Genomic DNA, 16,422 nt, shown 5'->3' with positions numbered 1-16,422 from the left:
GTCAGCCGAGGAGTTCGTCCGCGTGCCGCAGGGTGTGGCGTGCGACGTCGGCGCCGAGGCGGACGCCCGCCTCATCCGCGGTCCTGGTGTGAATGCCGGACCAGACGCGGGCGTCGATGTTGTCCTGGGTGAGCTGGCTCCAGGCGTCGTAGGTGCGGGTGACGCCGGGGGCGGTGGGGCTGGTCAGCTCGAACGGCTCGGTGGTGGGGCCGGTGAGCTCGGTCAGCACGGTCTCGGCGGCGCCGGCGTAGGTGCCGTGGCCGCTGGGGTAGTCGGGGTGGGAGGGGGTGACGTGCAGCGGCGTCCAGTCGGTGTCACCGGCGGCGCGCAGCGCGGTGACGGGCCGCCAGGCGAGGTAGGCGTACTTGGTGTCGGACGTGGCGATCTGGGTGTCGACCAGCGCTGTGTGGAACAGCGCGACGAGGGCGGCGCGTTCGCTGGCGGGACCGTCGGACCTGGCCAGTGCGACGCGCAGCGGCTCGGTGTACAGCGTCAGCGAGGAGCCGTACCAGAACTCGGCGGTTTCGGTCTGTTCCCCGGTGCGGGTGGTGCTGTCGGCCGCGCCGTCCTCGCGGACCTCAGCCAGGTCGGCCTGGTGCTGGGGCGAGTCCACGGCGGGCGGCGGCTCAAGGCGGTACTGGTCAGCGGAGTCAAGCAGGAACGGGCGGGCGTCGCGGTTCCCGGCCTGCTGCGGGGGCCCGTAGTCGGGCGGCGTGGGCTGCCAGACGCCGGGGGCGGGGTCGGGGACGGGGAAGGGCGCGTTGACCGACTCGGGGTCGAGGCCGTCGCCCTCGCGCTCGGCGAGCAGTCCGGCGGCCTCGGCGCGGCCGGCGGCGAGCCCGGCGTCCTCGGCCTCGCCGTCGGGTATCCGGTCGAGGGCGGCCTCGAGTTCGGCGTCGAGCACGTCGGCGCGCTCGGGGACGAGCGTGGTCAGGGTGTGGTGGACGGCGCCGGCCAGGGCGGCGTCGTCGTAGGCGGGGTCGCCGGCGGCGTCGTCGCGCAGGGCGCGGGCGGCGGCGGTCCAGGCGATGGCCCAGGTGCGGTTGTTGGTGATCTGGGTGGGAGCGCCGGCCTCGGCGATCGTCTCGGCGGTGACGTCGTACCAGGCCAGCGCTGCGTCGTCACGGCCTTCCCGGCTGCCGGGGCGGTCGGCTCCGGCGGCGGGGGCGAGGGCGGTGGCCGCGGCGGCGAGCGCGGTGGCGGCCGCCAGCAGGCCGAGGCGGCGGGGACTGAGGCTGGTGCGGGTCGTCATCAAGCGCTCCTTGTGAGAGTCGGGACAGGAGCGTCCTCGGCGTCCCGGGACGCGAAGACGCTGGTGGGCCGGGGAAGTCCGTAGTGCTCGCGGAGGGTGGTGCCGGTGTAGGAGGTGCGGAACAGGCCGCGGCGCCGCAGGATGGGGACGACCTCGTCGGCGAAGACATCGAAGCCGCCGGTGAGCCAGGGCGGCATGACGTTGAAGCCGTCGGCGGCGCCCTCTTCGAACCACTGCTGGATCTGGTCGGCGATGCTCTCGGGCGTGCCGGTGACGACGCGGTGGCCGCGGGCCCCGGCGAGCCGGTGCAGCAGCTGCCGCACGGTGGGCTTCTCGCGCTCGATGATGCCGAGCACGACCTGGAAGCGGCTGGCGTTGGCGCGTTCGCCGGTGGTGTCGATGAGGTGGCGCGGCACCGGGGAGTCGAGGTCGGCGGTGGTCAGGCGCACGCCGAGGAGCCGGTGCAGCAGATCGAGGCTGTACTCGGGCTGGGTCAGCTCGTTGAACTCGTCGTGCAGGGCGCGTGCCTCGGCCTCGGTGGAGCCGATGAACGGGCTGATGCCGGGGAGGATCAGCACGTGGTCGGGGTTCCGGCCGTGGGCGGCGGCCCGCCGCTTGATGTCGGCGTAGAACTCCTGCGCGCTGGCGAGGGTCTGGTGGGCGGTGAAGACCGCCTCGGCGTACCGGCCGGCGAAGGCGCGGCCGTCGTCGGAGGACCCGGCCTGCACCAGCACCGGCCAGCCCTGCGGCGAGCGCGGCAGGTTGAGCGGGCCGCGCACGGAGAAGTGCCGGCCGCGGTGCTCGATGGGGTGGATGCGGTCGGTGTCCGCGAACAGCCCGGAGGCCGGGTCGGCGACGAGCGCCTCGTCCTCCCAGCTGTCCCACAGCCGGGTGATGACCTCGAGGTACTCGTGGGCGCGGTCGTAGCGTTCGGCGTGGACGGGGTGGGCGTCCAGGCCGAAGTTGGCGGCGGCCTGCGGGGCGGCGGTGGTGACGATGTTCCAGCCGGCGCGGCCCCGGCTGATGTGGTCCAGCGAGGCGAAGGCCCGGGCGAGGTTGTACGGCTCGGTGTAGGTGGTGGAGGCGGTGCCGATGAGGCCGATCCGCTCGGTGGCCGCCGCGAGCGCCGACAGCCAGGTGAGCGGTTCGAGCCGGAACCGGCTGGCGTAGCGGACGTTGTCGGCGAGCGAGGGGCCGTCAGCGAAGAACACCGCGTCGAACGCGGCGGCCTCGGCGCGGCGGGCCAGGTCCTGGTAGTAGCGGATGTCGAGCAGCCGGTCCGGGTCGGAGCCGTGGTAGCGCCACGCGGCCTCGTGGTGGCCGCCGGGGTAGATGAACAGATTGAGGTGCAGCTGGCGTGGGCTCATGAGCGGTGGTGTCCGTTCTCCTGTGTCTTCTCCGCCGTGGCGGCGTTCAGCTTCGGGTCCTGCTCCGGCTCTCCGGTGCCGGTGACGCCCAGCAGCGCCAGCAGGCGGGTGCGCAGGGCGGCGTAGTCGGGGGTGCCTGGCGTGCGGGGCGCGGGCAGGTCGACGGGGATGTCGGCGCCGATGCGGCCGTTCTCCAGCACGGCGACCCGGTCGGCCAGGGCGATGGCCTCGTCCACGTCGTGCGTCACGAGCAGCACGGCCGGCCGGTGGCGCTCGCACAGCCGCCGCAGCAGGGCGTGCATCCGGATCCTGGTGAGCGCGTCGAGGGCGCCGAACGGCTCGTCGAGCAGCAGCAGTTCGGGCTCGCGGACCAGGGAGCGGGCCAGGGCGACGCGCTGCTGCTCACCGCCGGACAGCTCGATGGGCCAGGCGTGTTCGCGGCCGCGCAGGCCGGTCTCGGCCAGGGCCGTCAGGCCGCGCTCGCGGGCGTCGGGGCCGGTCAGGCCGAGGATCACGTTGTCCAGGACCCGTTTCCAGGGCAGCAGCCTGGCGTCCTGGAAGACGACGGACACCTTGTCGGGGAGGTGCAGCTGGCCGACGTCCGTGGCGTCGTGGTCGATGCCTGCCAGGACGCGCAGCAGGGTGGACTTGCCGGAGCCGCTGCGGCCGATGAGGGCGGTGAACTCGCCGGGAGCGAGGGAGAGATCGAGGCCGTCGAGGACGCGGCGGTCGCCGAACGCCCGCACCAGGCCGGTCAGGGTCAGTCCGCCAGTGTGCGTTGCCATGTCAGCGCCTTTCGCTGCGCGAGCCGTATGAGTCCGTCGGAGATGAGGCCGAGCAGCCCGTAGACCACGAGGCCGACGATGATCACGTCCGTCTGCCCATAGGTCCGCGCGAGCTCCATCATGTAGCCGATGCCGCTGGTGGCGTTGACCTGCTCGACGACGACCAGGGAGAGCCAGGCGGTGGTCACGGCGAAACGCATGCCGAGCAGGAAGCCGGGCAGGGCGCCGGGCAGGACCACGTGGCGCAGGAACTGCCGGCGGCTCAGGCCGAGGGTCTCGGCGAGTTCGACGTAGCGGCTGTCGATGGTGCGCAGGCCGTGGTGGGTGTGGATGTAGACGGGCACCAGGACGCCGAGCGTGATCGTGATGATCTTCATCGACTCGCCGATGCCGAACCACAGGATGAGGAGGGGGATCAGGGCCAGCGAGGGGATGGACCGTTTGATCTGCACGGGCCCGTCGATGATGCCCTCGCCGAGGCGGCTGAGCCCGGCGATCACGGCCAGGACGAGCCCGACGCCGACCCCGAACCCGAGTCCGGCCAGGGCGCGTTCGGTGGAGGCCCACAGGTTCTCCTGGAGCCGGCCCTCGGCGATCAGGTCGCCCGCGGTGCTGGCGATGGTCCAGGGAGCGGGCAGGCTGCGCTCGTCGATCAGCCCGGCGGCGGAGCCGGCCGCCCACAGGGCGAGCAGCAGCGCCGGGCCGAGCGCCCAGCCGTGCGGGATGGGGCGGCCGGGGCCAAGGCGCCGCCGGGACGGCACGGCGGGCACGGCTGCCTCCGGCTGGTCGTGGGGAGGGGCGGCGGGGGCGGCCCGCTCGCCGACGTCGGTGCTCATGGCGTGCCTCCTATGGCCTCGGCGCCGACGGACTCGAACCGCCGGTCGTAGAGGAGTTCGGCGTCGAAGGGCTCGTTGCCGAGTTCGGCGGCGAGCAGGTCGATGGTCTGCTGGTGGCGTTCGATGGCGTCGGACCAGTCGGCGGGGATGTCCGGGTCGCCTTCCTGCTCGACGAGGTAGGCGCCGTCGTCGTAGGACAGGCCCTGGTCCTCGATGTAGTAGCCCTGGATCCACTCCTCGGGGTGCTCGTTGATCCACACCTGGGCACGGGCCCAGACCTGCACGAACTGCCGGATGGCGGCGGCCTTTTCCGGGTCGGCCACGACGGACGTCGGCACCCACAGGTGGGTGGGGTCGTCGCGCAGGCCGTGGTGGATGGTGGTGCCGCCGTCGGGGCCGTACTGGTCGAGGTAGCGGCGGATGTTCACGGAGCCGATGGGCGCGGCGTCCACCTCGCCGTTGCCGAGCGCCGTGGGGTACACGTCGCCGGTGCTGGGGAGTTCGACGAGTTCGACGTCGTCGGTCGTCAGTCCCGCCTTGTCCAGGATCCGCAGCACCAGCGCGCCCTGCGCCTGCCCGGGGCTGAACGCGATGCGCTTGCCGCGCAGGTCCTCCAGGGTCTGGATGTCCGCGCCCGGCGCGATGCCCAGCTCGTAGATCGGGTGCTCGACCGGGTCGCGCCGGAACTCGGCGGCGACGAGCTTGGTGTCCAGCCCGGTCCAGTGCGCGTGGATCGACGGCACCTCCGCGGCGGAGCAGACGTCGAGCGCGTCGGCGCGGAACGCCTCGGAGCACTGCGGGCCGCCGCTCATCTCCGCCCACTCGACGTTGAAGTCGAGCTCGTCGATGAGGCCGGAGAGTTCGAGCGCCACCTCGGTGTCGGGGGCGCCGATGGTGAGCGTGACGTCGGGGTTGACGGTGGTGGGTATCTCGGTGTCGGCCAGTTCGGCGGCGGCGGCCTGGGGGTCCTGGGTCTCGTTGGCGCAGCCGGTGAGCAGCAGCGGGACGAGCAGGGCCAAGGCCGCCAGGCGCGCTGGACGCACCGGCGTTCCGGTGAGGGGCATGCGTGTGTTCCTGGAACTTCGGTAAGGGCTGGGGGACGTCCCCCCGGAGCGCGCGCAGACGCGCGCCAGCGCGGGGAGGCTGAAACGCCCCGGGGGGGGGGGGGAGGAAAGCGGAGTGGCCTGGAAGAGAAAACCTGAGGGAAGGCAGGTGAATTCAGCGACAGAGTGCCGTGGCGGGGCGCATGCGACAGGCGCCGCTTCGCCGGGTGAACCGCAGGGAGATCCGCATGCCGGGAACGTACCGAGGGCCCGGAACGCGGGTCAAGGTGCTGGTCAGCTGGCGGTCAACGGCCTTAAGCAGCCGGTGACGAGCGGGCAGTTTTCTGTTCATATGTGTCGCGGTAACCGCCTGGCCAGGCCCGTATATTACGTCCCGGAAAGCCGGCGTGACGTTACCGTCAACTTTTCTGGCAACAGGGCGGAAGACGCTGGTGCGGGTGGGGTTACCACGCCGTATGAAGGCTCTTGGTGGGTATGAGTGCAGCGGGCCGGACGTGCTGCGCGTGCTCGGTCTCCCCGGACCGCCGGCGGGCCCCGGTGAGGCCGGTGAGGTCCTGGTCCGCGTGCCCGCGGCGGCCGTCAGTCCGGCCGGCGTGAGGCACGCGGAGAGCGGCACGCGCCCCGCCGGCCCGGAAGCCCGGAGAGCAAGAGCACCGTCCGGATCCGGGTGCATCCGCTCCTCGTGGTGACCGCCCTGACCGGCACCGCGCGGCTGCACCGGCCGCGCCGCCGGGCCGAGCGGGGCGTCCGGACGCAGCGCGTCGCCAGGGTGCTGCCCGCGGCGGAGGCGGCCGAGGCCCACCGCCTGCTGGAGGCCGGGGGGTGCAGGGGGGGCTGGTGCTGGACGTCTCCTGGCATGCGGCGGCCCCGCGCGGAGGGCGGCGGCCCGCCGCGCGGGGCCGGCTCAGCGCGCGGGCCCCGGCTCAGCGCGCGGGGCTGGCGCTGCTCTGCTTCCCGTCCGCTGCGCGCGGGGCGTCCAGGCGCTCGAAGGAACGGTTCAGCTCCCGCTTGATCAGGCGGGCGGCCGGGCGCTCCACCAGGCGGTGGATGAGCCAGGCGGCCAGCAGGCCGGTCACGATCAGCCCGCTGACGAGCAGCCGCGGGTTGATGTCGTCGTGCAGGTAGTAGATGGCGGTCAGGCCGATCGCGTAGTGGATGAGGTAGTAGGGGTAGGTCAGGGCGCCGGCGGTGGTCAGCCACCGGCCCCGGGGGCGGTTGAGCTTGCCCAGGGCGACCGCGGCCATCACGGCGAGGAAGACGGTGTAGAGGATGACGGCGCCCTTCCACGACGACACGCTCTCGTAGGCGACGCGGTCGACGAGCTGGTACTGGCCCAGCAGCCAGGACATGCCGAGGATGCCCCACAGCAGCGCGTCGGGCCCGAACCGGTGCATGAGGTACAGCACCAGCCCGGCGATGAAGAACCAGGAGGCCTCGGGGTTGATGATCAGCGTGAGCGCTGCGAAGTCGGCGGCGGGCGCCAGGGCGGAGAGCGTGCCCCAGACGCAGACGAAGGCGACGACCTTGCGGTAGGTGAGGCCGGTGGCCATCACCAGCAGGAAGAGCAGGTAGAAGCGCAGTTCCGACCAGAGCGTCCAGTACACGCCGTCGACGCCGGGGACGCCGAACCCCTCGTTGAGCATCGAGAGGTTGAGCAGCATCTCGCTGTAGGACGGGGGTTCGCGCACCACCGGGTACGCCATCAGCACGGCGGTGGTGACCAGGACGCCCAGCCAGTACGCGGGATACAGCCGGGTGACGCGGGAGATGAAGAAGTCCCGCGGCCGTTTTCCCCAGCCGGACATGCAGATCACGAAGCCGCTGATGACGAAGAAGAATTCCACGCCGATCCAGCCGTAGGCCGCGAGGGGGAAGACGTTGGGGAATATCTCCTCGACGGGGCGGCCCCAGGGCGAGTCCGGCTTGTTGACGCGGAACGTGCCGACATAGTGGTGGACGGCCACCATCAGCGCCGCGACGAGGCGGAGCCCGTCGAGGACCCGCAGCCGCGGTCTCGGCTGCCCGGCGGGCCGCGAGGGGGGCGTGCGTTCGGCCGGCGGGGTCACGATCGGCTCGGTCCGCCGGGACGCTGGCGCTTCGCCGGTCCGGACGTTGTCGGTGTACGTCATGGGTCGTCCGCTCGTCGGTGCCAGGTGGCCGGTTCCGGCCGGTGACCGCCCTTGACGGACACCCGTGGCCGGTGTTCCCTATTAAATCAGTAGGAAAGATAGGGAACGATCTGTGAGGCGGTGCGCTGACGTCCATGACACGCGACACGCCCTCGGGCAATGGCGGCCATGCGGTCAACGCCTCCGAGGTCACGGTAACCCTTGCGCCCGAGGAACTGATCCCCAGCGGCTTTGACAGCCCGGTGCCCATGGTCGGATACCTGGTACTGGCGCCCGCCGGGATGCCGATCGAGGATCTGTTTCCGCTGCCCGCGCCGGTCCAGGAGCGCGCGCCGGAGGGCGTCACGGTGGACACCGACCGCCGGATGGCGATGGTCGACGGCAAGACGCTGAGCCTGACCTACCTGGAGTTCGAGCTGCTGGCCTACTTCGTCAGCAACCCCAACCGCGTTTTCACCCGGGAACAGCTGGTGCGGGCCCTGTGGGGGTACGGCCCCGTGGGCGACCAGCGCACGGTCGACGTCCACGTCGCCCGGCTCCGGCGCAAGCTGGGCCCCCGGTACCGCGACTCGATCGTCACGGTGCGGCGCGTGGGCTACAAGTACTGCCCCACGACCCCGTCGCGCTGATCAGCTGACCCGCGGCTCCGCGCGCGCCGCGTCACCGCCCTGCGCCCACGGCCGGCGACGACGCCGGACCGGAGGGCGCTGCTTACGTCTGCCCTCGTTTCCGGTGCAGCCGCGGCCTCTCCCGCCTTCCCGCCTTTCCCGTCTCCCCTGCCTTTCCCGCTTCTCCCCGCGTGCCCGCCGGCGGCACCGCGCACGCGCCAGGATGACGTGAACATGACCTTGACTCGTTACCTGACGCATGCCGTGATGAAACGTTTGCACGACAGTATGACCCGCGCACGGCGCACGGCTCCCGGTCCGCACCGGAAGCCGTAACCCCACCCCCACAGCAAGGGAGTTCGCGTGAACCGACAGCGCGGCGCTCGCACCAGGACCAGCCTCTACGCGCGTGGACGCCTGCGTGTGACCGTCCTCACCGGCCTCATATCCCTCGTTACTCTGCTCAGCCTCGGCACGCTGACCGCGCCCGCTGCGCAGGCGGCGCTCCCCACCCCGGTCAGCGCCTCGACGGCCCGCGCCTACCTGGCCGAGCTGCCCGTCCGCGCCGAGGACCGCACCGGCTACGACCGCGACCTGTTCCCCCACTGGAGCACCCAGTCCGGCTCCTGCAACACCCGTGAGGTCGTGCTCCAGCGTGACGGCAGCAACGTGGAGACCGACTCCAGCTGCGCCGCGGTCAGCGGCAGCTGGTACTCCGTGTACGACGGCGCGACCTGGACCTCCGCCTCGGACGTGGACATCGACCACCTCGTGCCGCTGGCCGAGGCGTGGGACTCCGGCGCCAGCTCCTGGACCACCTCGCAGCGTGAGGCGTTCGCCAACGACCTGACCCGGCCGCAGCTGCTCGCCGTGACGGACAACGTCAACCAGTCAAAGGGCGACCAGGACCCCGCCGAGTGGCTGCCGCCGCTTTCCTCGTACCACTGCGTCTACGCCCGCGCCTGGGTGCACGTGAAGCACCACTACAACCTCTCCGTCGACTCCGCCGAGGCCAGCGCGCTGCGCGACATCCTCAGCGGCTGCTGACCGCGCCCGGCCGCCGTCCCCGCGGCGGGGCGGCGGCCCCGCCTCTCAGCCCTCGCGCCACGCCAGCTTGATCAGCATGTTCCTGGCGTCCTCCGCCACCTCCGGATCCGCCACCACGTCATACCGCGAGGCCACGATCTGGCTCCGCGAGGCGAAGTCGTGGCGCCCGCCGGTCATGGCGTGGCTGACGAAGCCGAAGACCGCACCGAAGACGGCGCCGTAGAACAGGCCGCTGAGGATCAGCAGCAGCACGTCGTTGCCCTCACGCGCGAAGAAGGACAGCAGCAGGCCGACCAGCAGCCCGAACCAGGCGCCGGTGCCGGCGCCCATGGCAGCGGCCCGCCCGCGCGTCATGCGGCCGAGCACCGTCTCGACCATGCGCAGGTCCGAGCCGATGATGGCCGTGCGGTCAACCGGGAAGTCGCTGTCGGACAGGAAGTCGACCGCGCGCTGCGCTCCCGGGTACGTGGGGTACGACCCGACGACCGGCCGGTCGGGACCGGGGCCGGGCGGTTCCTGGGTCATGGCCGGGCTCCTTCCCTCTCCCCCAGCCTGGCCCCGGACCGCACGCCCCGCAAACGCACGCGGGCTCAGTCCTGCGCGGGCCCCGCCTGCGTCACGACCTCGTAGGACCACAGCGTGGCGGCCGAGGCGGCCGGCGCGCCGCCCTGGCGGCCCTGGTGCGCCTGGCGCATCGCGCCGTTCGCCCACGCCTGGTAGTCCTCCTCGCTGCGCCAGCGCGTGTACACCAGGTACTGGTCCGTGCCCTCCACGGGGCGCAGCAGTTCGAACCACTCGAAGCCGTCCTGGCCCTCCACCAGCCCGGCACGCTGCGCGAAGCGCTGCTCCAGATCCTCACGCCGGTCCGGCGGAACGGTCAGCACATTGATCTTCACGACGCTCGCCATACGGTCTTCCTCCGCTCCGGAAAACGGGCCGGTCACGAGGCTACCGGGGTCCGGTGTGACCCTCCGGAGGCGGACGCGGCGCGTTCCCTGCGCCGCTTGCGGCGCTCGTACACCACGCGCACGCCCTCGTGCACGCCCGTGATGGTCGCCGCCAGGCCCAGGCCCATGGCGAGGCCGAGCAGCGGGTTCTCCTCAAAGGTGGCGCCGCCGATGTAGCCGATCAGCGCCGAGTACGTCGCCCAGCTGAGGGCGGCGACCGCGTCGTAGGCGGAGAAACGGCGCAGCGGGTACCGGGTGGCGCCGGTGGTCAGCGTGGCCGCCGTCCTGCCGCCGGGGATGTACCGGGCGGTGATCAGCACCAGGCCGCCGCGCTTCTTCAGCATGACGCCGACCCGGTCGTACGCCTTGCGGGCACGGCTGCCCTCCTTGAACCTCGACATCACCCGGGGTCCGGCCTTGTAGCCGATCAGATAGGAGATGTGGTCGCCGGCGAAGGCGCCGATGGCGGCGATGAGGATGATGAGGAAGAGATTGGGCTCGGAGTGCGAGGCCGCGAAGACCCCGAGCGTGATCACGAGGGTTTCACTGGGGACCACGGGGAAGAAGCCATCGAGCTTGGTGATGGCCAGGAGCGCGAGGTAGACCCAAGGAGTCGAAATGAACTCCTCGACGGCCTCGATGATCACGTGGTCCATACGCCGAGCCTATGAGATGACCGGGGGGTCAGTCGTCATCCCGTGGGCGTACGTAGCACACCTGGAACGGTTCCGGGACAGCCGTGGCCTCTCCCTAGGGGGACGGGCCGCGCACCTCGCCGGCGGCGAATCGAGCGCGGGGCCTTCCGCCGTGTGTGTGAGGCCGGACGGCAACCGGGGGGGCGCCGCCCCGGTCACGCCAGCACCGCGGCGAAGGTCCGTTCCCCGATGCCGGCCATGAGCGGGTTGTCGGCCGAGCGCGTCATCAGCACGAGCGCCAGCGCCAGCGCCCAGCCGCGCGCCCGGGCCCACGTGGCGTCGTCCGCCCCGCCGTACGCCTGGCGGAAGACGGCGCGCTCCCGGGGCGGGAACAGCATCCACGCCACGCACAGGTCGGAGGCGGGGTCGCCGGAGGTGAGGTCGCCGAAGTCGATGACGGCGCTGATCCGGTCCTGGCTGACCAGGATGTTGGCCGGGTGCAGGTCTCCGTGCAGCCACAGCGGCGGCCCGTCCCACCCGGGCGCCGCGACGGCCTCCCGCCACACCCGTGCGGCCGCCTCGCGCTCCGGCCGCCCGTCCAGCTGGGCCAGTTGCCCGGCGACCCGGTCGGCCCGCCGGGCGAGCGGGACGCCGCGGTACTCGTTGACCGGGGCGTCCGGCGGCGCGGGCCGGTGCAGCGCCGCGAGGAAGGCCCCCAGCGTCTCGGCCGCCGCCCGCGCGTCACCGGGGGCGCGGTGCGCGGCGGTCTCGCCCGGGAAGTACGGCACCACGCTCCACGCCCACGGGTAGCCGCTGCCCGGCTTCCCGGTCCGCACCGGCGCCGGCACCGGCAGCGGCAGGCGCGGCGCGAGGATGGGCAGCCATTGCTGCTCGTTCCGCACCAGCCGGGCGGCCAGGGCCCGCCGGGGCAGCCGGACCAGCAGCTCCTCGCCGAGCCGGCACACCAGGTTGTCCCAGCCGTTGGTCATGACCTCGACCGGCGCGGACGCCAGATCGGGGTGCTGCGCGGCCAGCAGCTCCCGCACCACCCCGGCGGACACGCTGACCTCGGCAGCGGGCATACGTGGCGACATCACGGCGTGAGTGTACGGCGCACATCCGTTTCACCCGGCGGCACCGGCTCAGGACGGTCCGCCACAGGGCCGCCGCCTCCGCCGCGGTCGGGGGCGGAGGGCTCCCGCCCGGGGACGCCGGGCTGGCGCAGCAGCGCCGTCAGGGCGGCCCACGGGACCGGCGGGCGCTGCGGGCGGACGGCTGCCGGCCCCGGTCGGAGGCAGGTGGGAGCCGTCCCGCGAGGGGCATGCCCGCCAAGGGGGACGAAACCCTTGAGAAAACCTGTACATCGCCGCCGGCGGTGGGGGTGCGGGGGCCGGCGGGGCAGCGGTGACGGCGCGCTGCGTGGCACCATGGACGTATCGTCAGCGGCGCGGGGCGGAGGGAAACCACCGTGAGCGGTCCCAGCAAAGGAATCAGCAAGGCCGAGGTCGGGCTGAAGTGGGATCCCAGCCCGCTGGGTGAACCCGACCACGACCTGGATCTCATCGCCGCGACGTTCCGCGCGGCGGATCCCACCGGCAAGCCCGCCTATCTGGTGCACTTCGACAGCCGTTCCCCCGACGGCACGATCACGCTCAACCGCGACAGCCGCACCGGCCAGGGCTTCGGCTACGACGAGGTGATGGTCTTCGAACTCGACCGCCTGGCACCGGAGTACGGCCGCGTGGTCATCGGGGTCACCATCCAGCAGCGGGCGGGCCGCAAGACGTTCGGCGACGTTCCGGGCACCCTGGTCCGGTTCGCGGAGGGCTACGACGAGCTGGCGCGGGACGACTTCAGCGCCGTGGCCGGCTGCACGGCGGCGACGGTCGGGGAGTTCGTGCGCGTCGAGGCGGGCGACTGGTCGCTGCGGTTCGGGCTGCGCGGCTACGAGGACGCCGACCCGCGCGTCTACGCGTCCCTGATCGGCCGGGACACGGCCTGACCGCCGGTCACCTGCCCGGCTGCGCGCGCCTACAGTGGCGGGCGCGGCGGGCAGCGGTGATCCGGAGGTGAGGCCGCCATGGCGATGAGCGTGTTCCTCACGGGGTCGGCCGACGGCATCGGGCGGGCCACGGCGGCGGCCCTGGTGCGGGCCGGGCACCGGGTGGTGCTGCACGCGCGGAACGCGGAGCGGGCGCGGCAGGCGGAGGCCGCGGTGCCGGGGGCGGACGGGGTGCTCGTCGGTGACCTGGCGTCGCTGGCGTCGACGCGGGCGCTGGGCGAGTCGGCGGGCGCCTTCGACGCGGTGGTGCACAACGCCGGGATCAGCGGCGGCCCGCACCGGCAGGCCACCGGGGACGGCATCGAGCGCCTCTTCCACGTGAACGTGGTCTCCCCCTATCTGCTGACGGCGCTGATGCCCCGGCCCGCGCGGCTGGTGTACCTGTCGTCCGGGCTCCAGGCGGCGGGCGAGCCGGTGCTGGACGACCTCCAGTACGAGGTGCGGGAGTGGAGCGCCGCGCAGGCGTACGCCGACTCCACGCTGTACGGCGTGGCGCTGGCGTTCGCGGTCGCCCGGCGGTGGCGCGGCACGCTGGTCAACGCCGTGGACCCGGGCTGGGTCAGCACGCGGATGGGCGGCCCGGGGGCGCCGGCGGACGCCGCGGAGGGGGCGGACACCCCGGCGTGGCTGGCCGTCAGCGACGACCCGGCGGCGCGGGTGTCGGGGCGGTTCTTCGCGCGCCGCCGGCCCGTCGCGGCGCATCCGGCGGCCTCGGACACCACGGTGCAGGACCAGCTGCTCGCGGCCTGCGCGGAGCTGACGGGCGTGCCGCTGCCCGTGCCGTAGCGGCGTGCCGCCGGATGCGGGCAGGGCCCCGGCGCGCGCGGGGCGCGGGGCCGGGGCCCTGCCGGGGCCGGCGGTGGGGTGTCAGCCCTGGGCGGGCAGTTCCTTGATGCGGATGTCGCGGAACGACACGGTGTCGTCGTCGCTGTGGTTCTGGATGCCGATGTGCCCGTCGGTCAGGCTGCGGGCCGGGTCGGTGTTGGTGAAGTCGTTGATGAGCGTGCCGTTGAGGTAGACGCGCAGGCGCTCGCCCTCGACGCGGATCTCGTAGGTGTTCCACTGGCCGGGCGGGTTGAGCGCGGCGTCGCGGGCCTCGAGGTCGGCGGACTGGAAGCCGTAGACGGAGCCGGTGGTGCGGTCGTCGGCGTCGGTGGCGTCGATCTGGATCTCGTAGCCGTTGTCCACGGCCGACCACGGGTCGTCAGAGGGCGGGAAGCCAACGAACACACCGGAGTTGTCGTCGCCTTCCATGCGCCAGTCCAGCTTCAGCGAGTAGGACCTGAAGGACTCGGCCTCGTACCACAGCAGGCCCATGCCGCCCTCGCTGGTGAGGGTGCCGTCCTCGCCGAGGACGAACGAGCCGGGCCCGGCCTGGGTCCAGCCCTCGGTCGAGGTGCCGTCGAACAGCGGCGTGTACCCCTCCTCGGGGCGGCAGTCGGCCTGCACCTGGCCCGCGGCGTAGCGGATGCCGCCCAGTACGTGGCGCATGAACTCGGGTTCGTGGAAGGACTCTTCGGTGTGCCCGAGCCCGGTGTAGAACGACCGGCCGCCGTCGTACTCGTGGCACCAGGAGATGGGGTGGTCGCCGTCCATGGTGCCGCCGGAGTAGCTGGACTCGTCCAGGGACGCCAGCACGTGGGTCTCGGTGCGGGGGTTGTCCCGGTAGTTGTACCACTCGTCGGTGCGCGTCCAGGTGTCCGGCAGGTGCGCGGTGGCGTCGTGGGCGTGGTCCTCGACGAGGATGTCGGCCTGCTGGATCTCGGGGTGGGAGTCGAAGTACGCGCCGACCAGGCCGCCGTACCAGGGCCAGTCGTACTCGGTGTCGGAGGCGGCGTGGATGCCGACGTAGCCGCCGCCGTGCGCGATGTAGTGCTCGAACGCGCGCTGCTGGCCGGGGTTGAGGACGTCCCCGGTGGTGGACAGGAAGACGACGGCCTCGTAGCGGGCGAGGTTGTGCCGGTTGAACGCGGCGGAGTTCTCCGTGGCGGTGACGGTGAAGCCGTTCTCCTCACCGAGCTGGGTGAGGGCGGCGACGCCCTCCTCGATGGAGTCGTGGCGGAAGCCGGCGGTCTTGGAGAAGACCAGCACGTCGAAGTCGGTGTCCGGGTGGTGGGGGTGGTGGCGGTCCGCGGCGGACGCGGTGGGCAGGGCGGCGGCACAGATCAGGCCGCAGGCGGCCCAGGCCGCGAGCATCCGGTGGCGGCGTTGGTTACGGCGTCGGTCATGGGGGGACCGCATGCGGGGGTCACTCTCCTTCCGGCCGGCCCTCGCGGGCGGGTGGCCTGGGTGTGGACGGGGTGGGATGTCCACGCAGGACCGTAACCACTTTCTCCGGCGAGGGAACCCCCTTTGCAAAGTTTCCGTGAGATCTAGGACGCCTGGCGGGCAAAGTCGGGCGGGCGGTCAGCTCCCGGTCCGGGCCGCCGCGGGCACCGGGCCGTCCTGGCAGCGGGGGCACCAGTAGACCGGGCGCGGCCGGCCGGGCGCGCCGAAGCTGTCCTCGGCCAGCCGCACCGGTGTGCCGCACACCAGGCACGGGCGCCGCGCCCGCCCGTACACGTACAGCCGCTGGCGGGTGCGGGCCTGCTCGGCGGGGGCGGTGGTGGTCCGCGCGGGACGGTCGCGGTTGGCCTCCAGCAGCCGCTTGGCGGTGGCGACCAGCTCCCCGGGCCCGGCAAGGCCGCCGACGGGTGTCCAGGGCGTGACCCGGGCGAGGAAGCACAGCTCGGCCATGTACACGTTGCCGATCCCGGCCATCGTCCGCTGGTCGAGCAGGGCGGCGCCGAGGGCGCGGCCGGGGTCGGCGGTGAGGCGGCGCAGCGCCTCGGCGGGGTCCCAGTCGGGGCCGAGCAGGTCGGGTCCGAGGTGGCCGACCAGCCTCGGTTCCTCGGCGGTGCGCACCAGGTTCAGCACGGGCAGCCGGTAGCCGACGGCGGTGTTCTCCGCGGTGCCGAGGATGGCGCGGATCTGGTGGCCGGGGCCGCCGCGCCACCGCTCCCCGGGGGCGTAGACGCGCCAGGCGCCCTCCATGCGCAGGTGGGAGTGGAGGGTGAGCCCGCCGTCGATCCGGGTCAGCAGGTGCTTGCCGCGCGGGGTGACGTCCAGGACGGCGCGGCCGCGCAGGTCGGCCGTTGCCAGACGCGGCACCCGCAGGTCGCAGCGGGTGAGCACGCGTCCGGCCAGTGCGGCGTGCAGCCGGCCGGCGGCCTGCCGGACGGTGTCTCCCTCGGGCATGCCTCCCATGATGCGGCCGCTTCGCGCGGGTGGCCCGGCCGCCGGTGAGTGAGCCGGGCACGGCGGGGCACTCGTCAGGGCAACCACACCGCGCGAAAGGTGAGGAACGTGGAGATTTCAGGGATCATCAGCGCGATCGTGATCGGCCTGATCATCGGCCTGCTGGCCCGGCTGATCCTGCCGGGACGCCAGCACATCGGGATCATCTGGACGGTCGTCGTCGGCATCGTGGCGGCACTGATCGGCACCGCCCTGGCGGCGGCCTTCGGCGTGGCCGACACCGACGGCGTGGACTGGATCGAGCTGCTCCTCCAGCTGGTGCTGGCCATCGTCGGCGTCGCCGCGGTGGACCGGGTCAAGGTCCGCACCTGACGCGGCGGCAGGCCCGGCCCCCGGCGCCGTGCCGGCTCTCCCCGGCACGGGCCGGCACAGGCCGCCGCAGAAGGGCCCGTG

17 protein-coding genes are annotated in these 16,422 nt (G+C 73.0%); 5 read left to right on the top strand and 12 right to left on the bottom strand.

Going from position 1 to position 16,422, the window contains the following annotated elements; translation table 11 throughout:
* Position 1: 1 nt before the first annotated feature.
* From JK356_RS22115 to JK356_RS00885, 6 genes are all read right to left on the bottom strand, one after another.
* Complete coding sequence (locus JK356_RS22115; protein WP_201865502.1) at positions 2-1,252, bottom strand: vanadium-dependent haloperoxidase; 1,251 nt, start codon at positions 1,250-1,252, stop codon at positions 2-4.
* Complete coding sequence (locus tag JK356_RS00905) at positions 1,252-2,619, bottom strand: LLM class flavin-dependent oxidoreductase (protein ID WP_201865501.1); 1,368 nt, start codon at positions 2,617-2,619, stop codon at positions 1,252-1,254. Before JK356_RS00905 ends, JK356_RS22115 begins: the two co-directional genes overlap by 1 nt.
* A complete protein-coding gene (locus JK356_RS00900; RefSeq protein WP_201865500.1) occupies positions 2,616-3,404 on the bottom strand; it encodes an ABC transporter ATP-binding protein in 789 nt (262 codons plus the stop codon). The genes JK356_RS00905 and JK356_RS00900 overlap by 4 nt, the downstream gene beginning before the upstream one ends.
* On the bottom strand, positions 3,380-4,240 hold the full coding sequence (locus JK356_RS00895; protein WP_201865499.1) for an ABC transporter permease: 861 nt from the start codon (positions 4,238-4,240) through the stop codon (positions 3,380-3,382). Before JK356_RS00895 ends, JK356_RS00900 begins: the two co-directional genes overlap by 25 nt.
* Entirely contained in the window at positions 4,237-5,304 is a 1,068-nt protein-coding gene (locus JK356_RS00890) for an ABC transporter substrate-binding protein (RefSeq protein WP_201865498.1), read from the bottom strand. The genes JK356_RS00895 and JK356_RS00890 overlap by 4 nt, the downstream gene beginning before the upstream one ends.
* A 923-nt stretch (positions 5,305-6,227) precedes the next feature.
* Positions 6,228-7,433, bottom strand: a complete 1,206-nt coding sequence (locus JK356_RS00885) for an acyltransferase (RefSeq protein ID WP_201865497.1) — start codon at positions 7,431-7,433, stop codon at positions 6,228-6,230.
* Between the two features lie 134 nt (positions 7,434-7,567).
* On the opposite strand from JK356_RS00885, the gene JK356_RS00880 reads away from it, so the two are divergent.
* Positions 7,568-8,062, top strand: coding sequence for a winged helix-turn-helix domain-containing protein (locus JK356_RS00880; RefSeq protein ID WP_201865496.1), 495 nt, complete (start codon positions 7,568-7,570; stop codon positions 8,060-8,062).
* A 342-nt stretch (positions 8,063-8,404) separates the two neighbouring features.
* The gene (locus JK356_RS00875; RefSeq protein ID WP_201865495.1) at positions 8,405-9,088 is read left to right on the top strand and encodes an HNH endonuclease family protein; all 684 of its coding nucleotides are present in this window, start codon (positions 8,405-8,407) and stop codon (positions 9,086-9,088) included.
* 45 nt (positions 9,089-9,133) lie between these two features.
* Here the strand turns inward: JK356_RS00875 and JK356_RS00870 are convergent, their stop codons facing one another.
* The 4 genes from JK356_RS00870 to JK356_RS00855 all read right to left on the bottom strand — a co-directional run bounded on the left by JK356_RS00870 (position 9,134) and on the right by JK356_RS00855 (position 11,764).
* Positions 9,134-9,613: a general stress protein gene (locus JK356_RS00870; RefSeq protein ID WP_201865494.1), complete on the bottom strand. Its 480-nt coding sequence runs from the start codon at positions 9,611-9,613 to the stop codon at positions 9,134-9,136.
* Positions 9,614-9,678: 65 nt separating this feature from the next.
* On the bottom strand, positions 9,679-9,996 hold the full coding sequence (locus JK356_RS00865; RefSeq protein ID WP_201865493.1) for an antibiotic biosynthesis monooxygenase: 318 nt from the start codon (positions 9,994-9,996) through the stop codon (positions 9,679-9,681).
* Between the two features lie 32 nt (positions 9,997-10,028).
* Positions 10,029-10,691 carry a DedA family protein gene (locus JK356_RS00860; protein ID WP_201865492.1) on the bottom strand — a complete coding sequence of 221 codons (663 nt, stop codon included), beginning with the start codon at positions 10,689-10,691 and terminating at the stop codon, positions 10,029-10,031.
* A 194-nt stretch (positions 10,692-10,885) separates the two neighbouring features.
* Positions 10,886-11,764 (bottom strand): aminoglycoside phosphotransferase family protein, encoded by an 879-nt coding sequence (locus JK356_RS00855; RefSeq protein ID WP_236670579.1) that lies wholly within the window; start codon positions 11,762-11,764, stop codon positions 10,886-10,888.
* Positions 11,765-12,138: 374 nt separating this feature from the next.
* Here JK356_RS00855 and JK356_RS00850 point away from each other — a divergent pair, with 374 nt between their 5' ends.
* Complete coding sequence (locus tag JK356_RS00850) at positions 12,139-12,672, top strand: TerD family protein (protein WP_201865491.1); 534 nt, start codon at positions 12,139-12,141, stop codon at positions 12,670-12,672.
* 78 nt (positions 12,673-12,750) lie between these two features.
* On the top strand, positions 12,751-13,518 hold the full coding sequence (locus tag JK356_RS00845; protein ID WP_236670534.1) for an SDR family NAD(P)-dependent oxidoreductase: 768 nt from the start codon (positions 12,751-12,753) through the stop codon (positions 13,516-13,518).
* Between the two features lie 81 nt (positions 13,519-13,599).
* Here JK356_RS00845 and JK356_RS00840 read toward each other — a convergent pair whose 3' ends face one another.
* Complete coding sequence (locus JK356_RS00840; protein WP_201865490.1) at positions 13,600-14,928, bottom strand: ThuA domain-containing protein; 1,329 nt, start codon at positions 14,926-14,928, stop codon at positions 13,600-13,602.
* A gap of 210 nt (positions 14,929-15,138) precedes the next feature.
* Complete coding sequence (locus JK356_RS00835; protein ID WP_201865489.1) at positions 15,139-15,969, bottom strand: Fpg/Nei family DNA glycosylase; 831 nt, start codon at positions 15,967-15,969, stop codon at positions 15,139-15,141.
* Between the two features lie 108 nt (positions 15,970-16,077).
* Between JK356_RS00835 and JK356_RS00830 the strand changes: the two genes are divergently transcribed.
* Positions 16,078-16,341 carry a GlsB/YeaQ/YmgE family stress response membrane protein gene (locus JK356_RS00830; RefSeq protein WP_201865488.1) on the top strand — a complete coding sequence of 88 codons (264 nt, stop codon included), beginning with the start codon at positions 16,078-16,080 and terminating at the stop codon, positions 16,339-16,341.
* Positions 16,342-16,422 lie beyond the last annotated feature (81 nt).

Source organism: Streptomyces sp. 7-21 (assembly GCF_016741785.1).
GTDB lineage: Bacteria > Actinomycetota > Actinomycetes > Streptomycetales > Streptomycetaceae > Streptomyces.
Note: the sequence above shows the minus strand (reverse complement) of the source record. Positions and strands in the feature narration are given on the sequence as shown.

What these genes read in the sequence shown, in the direction of transcription:
- JK356_RS00865 (WP_201865493.1), bottom strand. Translation starts at nt 9,996, where the DNA reads ATGGCGAGCGTCGTGAAGATCAATGTGCTGACCGTTCCGCCGGACCGG.
- JK356_RS00880 (WP_201865496.1), top strand. Translation starts at nt 7,568, where the DNA reads ATGACACGCGACACGCCCTCGGGCAATGGCGGCCATGCGGTCAACGCC.
- JK356_RS00885 (WP_201865497.1), bottom strand. Translation starts at nt 7,433, where the DNA reads ATGACGTACACCGACAACGTCCGGACCGGCGAAGCGCCAGCGTCCCGG.
- JK356_RS00860 (WP_201865492.1), bottom strand. Translation starts at nt 10,691, where the DNA reads ATGGACCACGTGATCATCGAGGCCGTCGAGGAGTTCATTTCGACTCCT.
- JK356_RS00855 (WP_236670579.1), bottom strand. Translation starts at nt 11,764, where the DNA reads ATGTCGCCACGTATGCCCGCTGCCGAGGTCAGCGTGTCCGCCGGGGTG.
- JK356_RS00905 (WP_201865501.1), bottom strand. Translation starts at nt 2,619, where the DNA reads ATGAGCCCACGCCAGCTGCACCTCAATCTGTTCATCTACCCCGGCGGC.
- JK356_RS00870 (WP_201865494.1), bottom strand. Translation starts at nt 9,613, where the DNA reads ATGACCCAGGAACCGCCCGGCCCCGGTCCCGACCGGCCGGTCGTCGGG.
- JK356_RS00900 (WP_201865500.1), bottom strand. Translation starts at nt 3,404, where the DNA reads ATGGCAACGCACACTGGCGGACTGACCCTGACCGGCCTGGTGCGGGCG.
- JK356_RS00845 (WP_236670534.1), top strand. Translation starts at nt 12,751, where the DNA reads ATGGCGATGAGCGTGTTCCTCACGGGGTCGGCCGACGGCATCGGGCGG.
- JK356_RS22115 (WP_201865502.1), bottom strand. Translation starts at nt 1,252, where the DNA reads ATGACGACCCGCACCAGCCTCAGTCCCCGCCGCCTCGGCCTGCTGGCG.
- JK356_RS00835 (WP_201865489.1), bottom strand. Translation starts at nt 15,969, where the DNA reads ATGCCCGAGGGAGACACCGTCCGGCAGGCCGCCGGCCGGCTGCACGCC.
- JK356_RS00895 (WP_201865499.1), bottom strand. Translation starts at nt 4,240, where the DNA reads ATGAGCACCGACGTCGGCGAGCGGGCCGCCCCCGCCGCCCCTCCCCAC.
- JK356_RS00890 (WP_201865498.1), bottom strand. Translation starts at nt 5,304, where the DNA reads ATGCCCCTCACCGGAACGCCGGTGCGTCCAGCGCGCCTGGCGGCCTTG.
- JK356_RS00840 (WP_201865490.1), bottom strand. Translation starts at nt 14,928, where the DNA reads ATGCTCGCGGCCTGGGCCGCCTGCGGCCTGATCTGTGCCGCCGCCCTG.